The sequence below is a fragment of the Chitinophaga cymbidii genome (assembly GCF_007992715.1).
GTDB lineage: Bacteria > Bacteroidota > Bacteroidia > Chitinophagales > Chitinophagaceae > Chitinophaga > Chitinophaga cymbidii.
Genome location: NZ_BKAU01000004.1, coordinates 305,609 through 317,649 on the forward strand (window position 1 = coordinate 305,609; position 12,041 = coordinate 317,649).

Here is a 12,041-nt window from a genome sequence, read left to right on the forward strand (position 1 = left end):
CTGCCATGGAAAAAACAATCCCCACCGAAAGCCTCATCCAATACTACCAGAGAACAGGGCAGGAGGTCCCCGCAGACCTGCTGCACCATCCCGCCGGCACCGGGCACTTCAATGTAAGGCTGGCCGTTACCGCCACCCGCAAAACTCCCTTCAACAGGCGGGACTACTTCAAGATCTGCCTCAGCAGCGGCACCGGCAAAAACAAAGGCACCCTGGTGTATCATGATAAAGAAATACAGCTGCAGCAACCCTGCATCATCTTCACGCATCCTTCCGTGCCGGCATCCATCGAAATACCCTGTCACTCCGCCAGCCGCTACAGCGTTTTTTTTAACAAGCCTTTTATAGAAGGACTTGTTCCGCCGGACGTGCAGTACGCCAGCCCGCTCTTTAACGCCGCGTTGCATCCGGTAGTGGCGCTTACGGAGGAAGAGAAAAGCCGGCTAACGATGTATTTCGCTGAAATGCAATCCCTGCAGGAATCGGCTTATCCCTTTAAAAGGGAAATGATCCGGAACATATTGCAATTGCTCATTCACGAAGGCATCCGGCTGCAGCAAAAACAGACCGGTCAGCCGGCTGTTATCCGGGACAGGCTGGTGAATGATTTCTTTGCACTCCTGAACCTGCAATTCCCGGTCGATTCGCCGGACAGTTCCTTAAAACTCCTGACCCCGGCACACTTTGCCGACCTGCTGCACGTGCATGTGAACCATCTGAACAGCGTGGTGAAAAAGCATTCCGGGAAAACTACCCGCACCATCATCCACGAGCGCGTAGTAGCAGAGGCGCGGGCCTTGTTAAGAAATACCAACTGGAACATTGCCGAGGTGGCCTATGCGCTTGGTTTCGAATATCCTTCCCACTTTAACAAGTACTTCAAGCAGTTTACCGGCGTCAGCCCGCAGGAGTTCAGGCAGCAAAAAATGACCCCGGCTGCTCACCTTTGATTTGTATAAGTATCTCTTTGAATGATATAACACGCATGGAGGCGCGGCGGTCTATCTTTGCACAGCCAAAAGCCATTTACCATGAGGACTATCAACGAATCCAATATACGGTGGAACACATACGTTGCATTAGGTTTAATACCGTTATCCGGCTTCGCGATGGACGTATATATCCCGTCCCTGCCGGATATGGCGGTGCAGCTGAACACTACGCCGGCGGCCATCCAGCTGACGCTTTCGCTGTTCATCATCAGCTACGGCGTTTCACAATTGATCGTAGGCGGCCTGATCGATACGTACGGCCGCTACCGGCCCAACCTGGCGGCAATGCTCGTGTTCAGCGCTTCCAGCTTTCTCATCGCCTATACAAAGAACCTGCCGCTGATATATGTGATGCGTGTCGTACAAGGCTTTGCGGTGGCGGTCATCATCGTGAGCAAACGCAGCTTTTTCGTGGATATGTACCGCGGTGACCAGCTGAAGAAGTACACCAGCCTGTTTTCTGTTATCTGGGCTATCGGCCCGATCGTAGCGCCGTTCCTCGGCGGTTTTTTTCAGACGACCTGGGGATGGACTTCCAATTTTATTTTCCTGGGATGTTTCAGCTTGCTGTTTTTTATCGTTGAAATATTTACCGGCGGCGAATCGCAAAAAGCGCCGCAACCGCTTAGTGTGCGGGTGATAGCGGACAGCTACTTCCATATGATCAAAAAGCCGGATTTCAGCGCGGGCATGGGAATACTTGGATTTACCTACGCCATGATCCTCCTGTATGGCATGGCCAGTCCATTCCTGATCGAGCACCGCCTGCACCTCTCACCGGCGGTAACGGGGTATTGCGCCCTGTTTTCAGGCGTGTCGGTGATGACAGGCGGCACCATCTCCCGCATCCTGATCCGGCAACCGTTCGTAAAAAAGCTGGTCATCGCGTCCGGCCTGCAGGTGGTGCTGGCCACTGTGATCATCATCAGCACTTTTTATCATCAAAGCCTGGTGACCTTGATGCTCTATGTATTTCTGCTGCACAGCACCGGTGGTTTCATATTTAATAACCTCATGTCGTATTGCCTCACGCGCTTCCCGCAATATGCCGGCAAGGCTACCGGCCTCGTAGGGGGCGGCTTTTCGGTGGTGACTTCCATTTTAAGCACTTTACTGGTGAAGGTGGTGTCTATCACCGATCAGACGGCCTTAGGCGTAGCTTACGCGGTATTGATCATCGGCACGCTGCTGCTGATCGTAAAAACGAAATGGAAGACGGGGGAAAGTGTTGTCTTCGAAACGGCGGACCGGAAGCAGCTGACAGCATAGATAAGTCAGCTTCCCGCCAGCGGCGTCCCGAAGATGCCCACGGCCAGCTCTATCCAGATCAATACCAGCGCCGCCAGTATCCCCACAACGATCGCGATCCGGTATTCCGTCTTCTTTACATTTCTTATCACCAGCTCGCACAGCAGCCCCGTGCCGAATAACAGTACGCCGGCAACAATGAAATCGAATGGCGACCAGTTTACTTCGGCCGTGAACTGCATGGCTACCAATGGTATCAGCAACAGCAGCGCCGCCGCGATCAGGATGCCGAGCAATCTTTTGTTTTGTGTGATCATAGTTGTGTTATTATGATGATTAAAAAGTACTTTGCATTACAAAGTTAATGCGTATTTTTATTGCGGAAAAATTTTTTTGGAAAGGAGAGCTGACTAGAAAAGAGGGCTGACTAAAAAGGGCACTCCCTCCCGGGTAGGTGATGGGAACAACGCGGTTCTCTGCGCCTTTTATAGTCAGCCCAGTGGAAATTATACCGTATAAGGAGCGTTTGCCGGAACCGGCGCCAGGTCCGCGTACTGGAAATGATACCTGCTCGTTTCATGGTTGCTCCAGTCGATATTCGCGCGCATGATCGCTTTCAGACCCTCCACATACCTGACGATCTCCATGTCCACCGCCTCGTTGAACGAGGGCAGGGTAGCGGTCAGCCGGATGAACCGCCGCACCTGGTGATCATGAATGGCGATTGTCCGGCTGATCGCCTTGTTGAGGGAAGTGTTCTTTTCATGCGCAAGGATCGTTACGAGATTATGATATTCTCCTTTTTCCCGTTCCTTCGAAAGGGAGAACAGATCGTTGGCCCAGCATACCGTGTTCCGGCATAACTCCGTCAGTTCCGTCAATACCGGATGCTCCCAGGCATCCGCCGGCAACGTAATGCGGTCGATCATTTCCACGCAGTCCGTCGCCACATTCGCCGCGCCGATATATTGCCGGCGGGCCATGTAATCTTCTACGGACGGCCATCGCCCGGCTTCGATGTTTTTATGCTGCCAGAGCGCCGCATGAAAAATACGCCACAGGCTCTTCTTGTATTTTTCCAGCCATTCGGGCGTGCCGAGGCGGATGAGCCTTTCCCACAGATCGGCCAGCGCGGCAAATACCGGCTCCTTGCTGTGATGCGCGATGGACGGGTTTTCGAGAATGGCCACAAAATGCCGGCTAAATTGCTCTACCGATGCGCTGTCGTGACCACCGGACACCATCGCGTCCTGCTGGTCCAGGAAATCATCTACGAGAAACAGCAGCGTGTTCAGATCAGAATACGCGCACAACGTTTCCCGGTCCGCATTCGGGAACATGCGCGCTACCATGTAGGCATAGCCTTCTTTGCGGTACTGCTGGATCTGCTGCTCGGTGTGAAGCAGGCCGAATTTCCGTATCCATTGTACGGTGTGGGCATCCGCTGCAAGCACATGACTGTTGATACGGGACGGGAACGGGCAGTAAAGCCGTTTTGGAAGAATAATGGAGTACATAAACTTTTCGTTTAATGGTTACTGTTATAGATTACAAAATCAATATATATAAATAAGGCGATAAAAGGTAGGTTCGCAAAAGACAGGGCATTATCGAAAAAAGAAGCCTGCGCTTGCTGCACAGGCTTCTTGCAATATTATACGTACCGTATCATCAGTGGGGCGTAAACTCCCGGAGAATCCTCGTAAGGGTGGAAAGCTGCATGGGTTTCACCACGTAATCATCCGCCCCAAGGTCCCAGGCCGCCACTTTGTCTTCCCGCAGGTTGCTGCCGGTTACAAATACTACCGGCACCGCATACAGGGAAAGATGGCTTTTGAAGACCTGCAGCAGCTCCCGTCCGTCCGTATCGGGCAGCCGCATGTCCAGGAAAACAATATCCGGGCGGTTCTGTTCCGCCATCCGCAGCCCTTCCGCGCCTGTATGCGCTATTTCTACCGTGCAGCCCATGCCGGTCAGCATTTTGCCGTAAAGCCGCGAACCGATGATGTCATCGTCAATGATCAGCACCTTCGCCGGATACATGGCGTTGACCTGCGGCGCTGTATATAAAACCGGCGATACCGCCAGGTCTGTTCTGAATTTTGCCGTGAACCTGCTTCCCGTGCCGATCTTCGTTTCTGCCGTGAGGCTGCCTCCCAGCTGCTCGGCGATCTTTAACGCAATGTGCATGCCCAGGCCCGTGCCGGAAGGATTGTTTTCGGTGGATGACATGTATGGCGTGAATAGTTTCGCCAGCGTATCGTCGGTCATGCCCGTGCCGCTGTCCTGCACGGTGATGTACCAAAACTCCCCGGCTGCATGCACCTCTATCTTCACCTCCGTGTCCTTTTTCGAAAACTTCAGCGCGTTGCTGATCAGGTTGTTCAGCACCTGCGTTACCTGTATGCGCGGAAAATTGATCGTTTCCGGCGTGCCGGGTCGTACAGCAGCAGTGATCACGAGATTTTTAACGGAGGCCTGGTAAGCAAAGAGCTGCACCGCATCCTGCAGCCAGTCGCGCACATTCAATGGCTGGATGTTCACGGGAATGGTTTGTCCCGATTCGATCTTCGCCAGCGCCAGTACGTTATTGATGATCTCGAGCGCCTGGTTCACGGAATAATCGATGCTCTCATGCATGCGCTTCCTGTCCTCGTCCGAAAGGTCCTCATCCTGCAGCAGCTTGTTGATCGCATAGAGCGCGTTCAGCGGAGAGCGCAGCTCGTGGGTGGTTTCATTGACGTAAACCGTTTTGTAAAAGCTTTCCTTCGATAGCTTGACGGCGGCATTGCTCAATTTGGCATTCGCATTACTGAGCTTGCCGATCAGCACATTGTTCTGTTGAAGATAAAAGAGGATCACCACAACATTCAGCAGGATCACGGTTGACCATGTTGCCACCCGGAACAGGGGATAGAGGCTGCTTTCAATTTCAAGCGGCGGAATGATGCGCAGCTGGGTAATGACTTCTATGCCCACCAGCGCCGCAACGGAACAAAAGATGCAGGCGGCCAGCAGCTTTTTTTCTTTCCGGGGAAAGATCAGCAACGGCCCTCCGATCAGGTAGCCCGCCATGTGCGTGGCATCAATGACGGTACTGAGCATCACGCCAAAGATCAGCGTGGCCGAGCAGAAGGTGAAATGCCATATGAGGGAGGATAAAAAATACTGCCGCCGGTAGTTGAGCAGGATAACGCTTGTGAACAGTAATGTTTCCGGTATTGCCGGGTACAGGATCACCGTTCGCCCGGAAAGGATGGTGAGCAGGCCGCCGAAGAAGAATACCAGCGAAGCTGCGATCAGGCTCGATATGTTGATGACCCGGGTTCGTTTGTTCTGCTCAGGCTCGCCGGGAACAACCCCTGCGTTTACCAGCGCATAACACCGCTTTCTTACAACTGCAGGTATCAGAAGCGGGCGCAATATTTTGGGCTGGATCATGCCGGTGAAGGGTAATTAGTGACCGAAAATACATCAATTCTTCAGTTGAATACGCATATTAATGTTAATCATCTGTGAATGGAAAGGGCCGTATTGTTGTTTATCCATTGATTTTCAACAGGAATGTGTTTAATGAATTGTTATGTGTATTTCCGGCACAAAATCGAAAGCCCCCGTCACCAGGGGCTTTCGATTTAAGATATCTGTCAGGTCCCGTCAAACGAGATCAAACCTGTCCAAATTCATCACCTTATTCCACGCCGCCACAAAATCTTTCACAAATTTATCCTGCGCATCCGCGCTTCCATAAACCTCTGCAACCGCTCTCAGTTCCGCATTGGAGCCAAATACAAGGTCAGCCCGGGTGGCCGTCCATTTGATGGCGCCGGTAGCGCGGTCGCTGCCTTCATACAGCTCATTGTCCAGCGATGCGGCTTTCCATGCGATGTTCATGTCCAGCAGGTTCACAAAGAAATCATTGGTCAGCTGGCCGGGGCGCGTTGTGAAAACGCCATGCTTTGAACCGTCGAAATTCGTGTTCAGCGCACGCATGCCGCCGACCAGTACGGTCAGTTCCGGCGCTGTGAGCGTGAGCAAATGCGCCTTGTCTATCAGCAATGATTCGGTGGACACGGGGAATTTTGCTTTGCGGTAATTGCGGAAGCCGTCGGCAAGCGGCTCGAGGTGGCCGATGGATTCAATATCGGTTTGCTCCTGCGAAGCGTCCATCCGGCCGGGCGTAAAGGGGACCGTAACGGCATGTCCCGCGTCTTTCGCCGCTTTTTCAACACCCGCGCAGCCGGCCAGCACGATCAGATCGGCCAGCGAAACTTTTTTACCGCCGGATTGTGCGCCGTTGAATTCTTTCTGGATGTTCTCCAGCGCAGCCAGTACTTTCTGCAGCTGTGGCGGATTATTAACTGCCCAGAATTTTTGCGGGGCCAGGCGGATGCGGGCGCCGTTGGCGCCGCCGCGCTTGTCCGAACCCCGGAAGGTGGAAGCGGAAGCCCATGCGGTGGAAACCAGTTCCGGCACGCTGAGCCCGGCTGCCAGTATTTTTGTTTTCAGGGACGCAATATCATTCGCATCGGTCAATACATGGTCCACTTCCGGGATCGGGTCCTGCCAGAGCAGTTCTTCCGCCGGTACGTCCGGACCGAGGTAACGCGCACGGGGACCCATATCGCGGTGCGTTAATTTGAACCAGGCGCGGGCGAAAGCATCCGCAAATTCATCGGGATTTTCCAGGAAGCGCCGTGATATTTTTTCGTAAGCGGGATCAAACCGTAAGGAAAGGTCGGTAGTAAGCATGGTCGGCAAATGCTTTTTGGTACCGTCGTAAGCGTCGGGAATAATGCCTTCCGCGTCTTTCGCCACCCATTGATGCGCGCCGGCGGGACTTTTGGTCAGTTCCCATTCGAAGCCGAACAGGTTTTCGAAGAAGTTATTGCTCCATTGGGTCGGTGTTTTCGTCCATATCACTTCAAGGCCGCTGGTGATGGTGTCCGCGCCTTTGCCGGAACCATAGCTGTTGCTCCAGCCAAGGCCCTGCAGTTCGAGGCCCGCGGCTTCCGGCTCTTTGCCTACGTGTGTGGAAGGCGCGGCGCCGTGGGTTTTGCCAAAGCTGTGCCCGCCGGCTATCAGCGCTACTGTTTCTTCATCGTTCATCGCCATGCGGCCGAAAGTGTCGCGGATATCTTTGGCGGCCGCAATCGGATCAGGGTTGCCGTCGGGACCTTCGGGGTTCACGTAGATCAATCCCATCTGCACGGCCGCAAGCGGTTTTTCCAGGTTGCGGGACTGGTGGATGTGGCCGTCCGCATCGTCATCGGATGACAATACCCCATGTTCTTTCGGTACCCCCTCGGAGCCGTCCGCATAACGGAGGTCGCCGCCTAGCCACGTGGTTTCTGCGCCCCAGTACACATCTTCATCCGGTTCCCAGGCATCTTCCCGTCCACCCGCAAAGCCAAATGTCTTAAAGCCCATCGATTCCAGCGCTACGTTGCCGGTAAGGATCAGCAGGTCCGCCCAGGATATCTTGTTGCCGTACTTTTGCTTGATGGGCCAGAGCAGCCTGCGGGCTTTATCAAGACTCACATTGTCCGGCCAGCTGTTCAGCGGCGCAAAACGCTGCTGCCCCGATCCCGCGCCACCGCGACCGTCGCCCACACGATAGGTGCCTGCGCTATGCCATGCCATGCGGATGAACAAGGGGCCATAGTGCCCGAAGTCCGCCGGCCACCAGCTCTGCGAATCGGTCATGAGCGTATGCAGGTCTTTTTTCACCGCTTCCAGGTCGAGGCTTTTGAAAGCATCGGCATAGTTAAAACCTTCATCCAGTGGATTGGATAAGGACGAGTGCTGGCGCAGGATGCCTACCTTTAACTGGTTGGGCCACCAGTCACGGTTCCGGGTACCGCCCCCGCCAACGTTCTGCTTCAGGCTGCCATTATGAAATGGGCACTTGCTGATGTCTTTTGAGTCTTTTTCCATCTTTATAATTTTGTGGTCGTGAAGAACATTTACCTGCTCATGCATTTGTGCAGGATGGTAAAATTAGGCTATTGAAGATATAGACAGGATCAATTGATTCTATCTTTTAATAGTTTAAATCTATTCTTATGCTGCTGCTTCGCTTCTGTGAATTTAACTTATTTACGGTATCTTCCGTACTATGGAAAAGGAAATACAGGCATATAACGATGCAATGACGGCGGCGGATAAAGCGATCTGCAAAAAGCTGGCGCAGGAAATAGATAAACATCTCACCGGCGCGGAAAGTAAGATATGGCACCGGCATCCGGTCTGGTTTCTGAACGGTAACCCGATCGTCGGGTATAGTAAACTGAAAGATTCCGTCCGCCTGATGTTCTGGAGCGGGCAGTCTTTTGAGGAAGAAGGTTTGCTGCCGGACGGAAGCTTCAAGGCCGCGGTGGCCCGTTATACGGATGTAAAACAGGTGGATACGGAGCTGCTGCAACGCTGGCTGGACAAGTCCGCGGAGATACAGTGGGATTACAAGAACATCGTCAAACGCAAGGGCGTGCTGGAACGGTTGCTGTAGTCAGACCTTCTGTAACAACTTCCTGCTCTCCTTACTCACGAAAGTGATCGGCACAAATTTGTCCGTCGGCGCACCGATATAATACACCATCCACTCCGGATCATGCTGCGCCAGCATTTCACTGATGCAATCCGCCCGGTGCCCCATGGGATTAGAGCAATCGTCCCAGTAAAACAACTCCACCCGGTAGTGCAGCTGCTGCTTCTGATTGTTGATCGTTACTTCAACATTTATTTCCTGCTTGCCCGGAAGGGGAGGAATGGGAATGACAATGTGGCTCATGGTTTTATGTTATGATAACCGCACCACAAGAAGGCTGCCATATCTGAACGCCGCACAGATCAAGCTGTTTATGTATTTTTTTTTCTGATAATCGTTCGTTGGCGTGCCTCCGGTGTCCGGAAACGGACAGTCCATAAAATAATCCATCTTTTCCATGATATTCCCCATTGCATGATCCCCGCGCGGGAAGTAGGTTTGAAGCTATAAACCGCCCGGATACCCACGTTATGAATACGGGCGCTGAACGCACATAATTAAAGACAGCATGCTCAGATCCTTATTCATTTTGCTTTCCGCAATAACGTTATGGAATACACGCCTTTCCGCACAGACAAAAGTATTACCGCTCGAAGGCATTTGGGATTTCAAGCTCGATCCCTTTGAAACCGGTGTGAACAGCAACGGCGTACAGTTGCAGCCGCAGCTCGCGGAAACCATTACGCTGCCGGGCTCTACAGACCAGGGCGGCAAGGGATACAAGACCCAGGGTATGACCTCTCTGCGCCTTACCAGGGCGTTTGAATACAAAGGGATCGCCTGGTACGAAAAAGAGATCTATGTGCCGGCAGACTGGCAGGATAAGGAAGTAGAACTGTTCCTTGAACGCGCGCACTGGGAAACACAGGTGTGGATCAACGGCCAGCCGGCGGGAAGACGGGAAAGCCTTTCCGTACCGCATGTTTATTCCGTTTCTTCACTGATCCGCGCCGGTGAAAAAAACAAGGTGCGCATCCGCGTGAATAACGACAAGATATACGACATAGAATATGCCCATGCCATCAGCGCGGAAACGCAGACGAACTGGAACGGCATCATCGGGAAAATAGCGCTGCAGGCGTACGATAAAGTGCACCTGGCCGATGTGCAGATCTATCCGGATGCTGCAAAGAGATCAGCAAAAGCAAAGATCACCATCAGGAATGCTACTGCAAAAGCCGTAAATGGCCGGCTGACATTTTCCGGCGCTGCCGGCGGCAAAAATATTCCCGTTTCTTCCGCCACATTTTCCGGCAAGGATTCCGTGATGATCGTAAACACGGAGATCGCGCTGGGAGATAGCCTGCTTCTGTGGGATGAATTTCATCCCAACCTCTACCGGCTTGAAGTAAAGCTGGAAGCGGACGGTCATTATGCTGATGAGAAGAAGGTGAATGTTGGGGTAAGGTCGCTGGCGACCAAAGGCACGCAATTCATATTCAACGGCCGTCCCGCTTTCATCCGGGGAACGGTGAATTCTTCGGAGTTCCCGCTGACGGGGTATCCGCATACCACAGTAGAAGAATGGACGAGGATCTTCCGCGTTTGCCGGGACTACGGTTTGAACGCCATGCGCTTCCATTCCTGGTGCCCGCCGGAAGCGGCATTTGTAGCGGCGGATGAACTGGGGATGTATCTGCAGGTGGAGAACCCCGACTGGCGGTTCACCGTGGGTAAAGATTCCGCCACCAACCGTTTCCTGAAAGAAGAAGGCGAAAGGATACTGGACACTTACGGCAATCATCCTTCTTTCATCATGTTCTGCGAAGGCAACGAAATGGTAGGGCCAACGGTAAAGGAATTCCTGAGCGCGCAGGTAACACACTGGAAGGAACGCGATCCGCGGCATTTGTACACCGGCAGCGCGGCCTATCCCATCGTGCCGGAAAGCGACTACAACGTGCTGTACGGCGCCCGCCCGCACCGCTGGAAAGAAGGACTGAAGAGCCGCTTCAACGTAAAACCGCTGGATACCTGGTACGACTACTCCGAATATGTAGCCAAGCACAAAGTGCCCATGATCACCCACGAGATCGGCCAATGGTGCGTATATCCCAACTTTAAAGAGATACCGAAATATACCGGCGTGCTGAAGCCTTATAACTACGAGCTGTTCCGCGAAATGCTGCGGGAGAGCAGGATGCTGGACCAGGCCGAAGAGTTTACAACTGCCTCCGGCAAGTTCTCGGTGATCATGAAAAAGGAAGAAGTGGAATCCTATCTGCGGACGCCCGGTTTTGGTGGCTATCATATGTTGCAGCTGAACGACTTCCCCGGTCAGGGAACCGCGCCGGTGGGCGTGGTGGATATTTTCTGGGACCCCAAGCCGTATGTGACCGCCGCGGAATTCAGCAGGTTCCAGGCCCCGGCGGTGCCGCTGCTCAGAACAACTTCCTTTACATGGACGAACGGACAAACCTTCCAGGCCACAGCGCAGTTCGCCAACTTCGGTGAATCCCCCATCAATGACGCCGTTGCGCACTGGACCTTGAAATATCCTGATGGAACAATATACGCGGAAGGAGATCTCGCGAAGACGGACATCCCCATCGGCGCACCATTCACGCTTGGCGAGTTGTCCGTTCCCCTGAACCGGATACAGGAAGCGGTAAAGCTCGATGTGGAGATCGGTATCAAGGGAACGGACTGCTCCAATAAATGGGGAATATGGGTGTACCCGGAGCAACTGAAAGCGCCGCAGTCCAAAGATGTGATGATCGCCCACCGTTGGAACGATAAAGTAAAAAGTTATTTGGAGAAAGGCGGAAAGGTATTGCTGCTGGCCGATACGGCGGATGTTCGTTCGGATGCTGATCCGGTGTTTTCCGGCATTTCGTGGAACACGGTATGGTCAGGCATGCCGCCTAACCTGTTAGGCATCCTCTGTGATCCGCAGCATCCCGCCCTCCGCCATTTCCCCACGCAGTTCCATTCCAACTGGCAGTGGTGGGACGTTGTGCGGCATTCAAAACCGCTGGTGCTGGACAAGCTGCCTTATTCCTTCAAACCCCTGGTGCAGATGGTGCCGGACTGGAACCGCCCCCGGAAGATCGGGCTGGTATTTGAAGCGAAAGTAGGGAAGGGAAGCCTGCTGGTGTCGGGCGCCGACCTCCGGAACGGCCTGGATAAAAGGCCGGTAGCACGCCAGCTTTTGTACAGTTTGCAACAGTATGTGAATAGTGATGAATTTGCGCCGGATGTTACGGTGGATGCGGCGGTGATAGATGCGTTGTTCAAATAAAGTTTTCATGCGG

General features: G+C 53.3%; 9 protein-coding genes. 4 read left to right on the forward strand and 5 right to left on the reverse strand.

Annotation, left to right across the window (positions count from 1 at the left end):
* Window positions 1-5: 5 nt before the first annotated feature.
* Window positions 6-950, forward strand: coding sequence for a helix-turn-helix domain-containing protein (locus CCY01nite_RS17490; RefSeq protein WP_186831122.1), 945 nt, complete (start codon window positions 6-8; stop codon window positions 948-950).
* Between the two features lie 81 nt (window positions 951-1,031).
* A complete protein-coding gene (locus CCY01nite_RS17495; protein ID WP_146864527.1) occupies window positions 1,032-2,261 on the forward strand; it encodes an MFS transporter in 1,230 nt (409 codons plus the stop codon).
* Between the two features lie 5 nt (window positions 2,262-2,266).
* On the opposite strand, the gene CCY01nite_RS17500 is transcribed toward CCY01nite_RS17495, so the two are convergent.
* From CCY01nite_RS17500 to katG, 4 genes are all read right to left on the reverse strand, one after another.
* On the reverse strand, window positions 2,267-2,557 hold the full coding sequence (locus CCY01nite_RS17500; protein WP_146864529.1) for a hypothetical protein: 291 nt from the start codon (window positions 2,555-2,557) through the stop codon (window positions 2,267-2,269).
* Between the two features lie 189 nt (window positions 2,558-2,746).
* Window positions 2,747-3,757: a terpene synthase family protein gene (locus CCY01nite_RS17505; RefSeq protein ID WP_146864530.1), complete on the reverse strand. Its 1,011-nt coding sequence runs from the start codon at window positions 3,755-3,757 to the stop codon at window positions 2,747-2,749.
* A 154-nt stretch (window positions 3,758-3,911) separates the two neighbouring features.
* Window positions 3,912-5,681, reverse strand: coding sequence for a hybrid sensor histidine kinase/response regulator (locus CCY01nite_RS17510; protein WP_146864532.1), 1,770 nt, complete (start codon window positions 5,679-5,681; stop codon window positions 3,912-3,914).
* Between the two features lie 216 nt (window positions 5,682-5,897).
* Window positions 5,898-8,177, reverse strand: coding sequence for a catalase/peroxidase HPI (gene katG / locus CCY01nite_RS17515; protein ID WP_146864534.1), 2,280 nt, complete (start codon window positions 8,175-8,177; stop codon window positions 5,898-5,900).
* 181 nt (window positions 8,178-8,358) lie between these two features.
* Here katG and CCY01nite_RS17520 point away from each other — a divergent pair, with 181 nt between their 5' ends.
* Complete coding sequence (locus CCY01nite_RS17520; RefSeq protein ID WP_146864536.1) at window positions 8,359-8,748, forward strand: DUF1801 domain-containing protein; 390 nt, start codon at window positions 8,359-8,361, stop codon at window positions 8,746-8,748.
* Here the strand turns inward: CCY01nite_RS17520 and CCY01nite_RS17525 are convergent, their stop codons facing one another.
* A complete protein-coding gene (locus CCY01nite_RS17525) occupies window positions 8,749-9,030 on the reverse strand; it encodes a hypothetical protein (protein ID WP_146864538.1) in 282 nt (93 codons plus the stop codon).
* Between the two features lie 265 nt (window positions 9,031-9,295).
* Between CCY01nite_RS17525 and CCY01nite_RS17530 the strand changes: the two genes are divergently transcribed.
* Window positions 9,296-12,028, forward strand: coding sequence for a DUF8487 domain-containing protein (locus CCY01nite_RS17530; RefSeq protein ID WP_146864540.1), 2,733 nt, complete (start codon window positions 9,296-9,298; stop codon window positions 12,026-12,028).
* The last annotated feature ends 13 nt before the right edge of the window (window positions 12,029-12,041 follow it).

Coding starts and splice junctions, on each gene's coding strand:
- katG (WP_146864534.1), bottom strand. CDS start 8,177: ATGGAAAAAGACTCAAAAGACATCAGCAAGTGCCCATTTCATAATGGC.
- CCY01nite_RS17530 (WP_146864540.1), top strand. CDS start 9,296: ATGCTCAGATCCTTATTCATTTTGCTTTCCGCAATAACGTTATGGAAT.
- CCY01nite_RS17490 (WP_186831122.1), top strand. CDS start 6: ATGGAAAAAACAATCCCCACCGAAAGCCTCATCCAATACTACCAGAGA.
- CCY01nite_RS17525 (WP_146864538.1), bottom strand. CDS start 9,030: ATGAGCCACATTGTCATTCCCATTCCTCCCCTTCCGGGCAAGCAGGAA.
- CCY01nite_RS17495 (WP_146864527.1), top strand. CDS start 1,032: ATGAGGACTATCAACGAATCCAATATACGGTGGAACACATACGTTGCA.
- CCY01nite_RS17505 (WP_146864530.1), bottom strand. CDS start 3,757: ATGTACTCCATTATTCTTCCAAAACGGCTTTACTGCCCGTTCCCGTCC.
- CCY01nite_RS17500 (WP_146864529.1), bottom strand. CDS start 2,557: ATGATCACACAAAACAAAAGATTGCTCGGCATCCTGATCGCGGCGGCG.
- CCY01nite_RS17520 (WP_146864536.1), top strand. CDS start 8,359: ATGGAAAAGGAAATACAGGCATATAACGATGCAATGACGGCGGCGGAT.
- CCY01nite_RS17510 (WP_146864532.1), bottom strand. CDS start 5,681: ATGATCCAGCCCAAAATATTGCGCCCGCTTCTGATACCTGCAGTTGTA.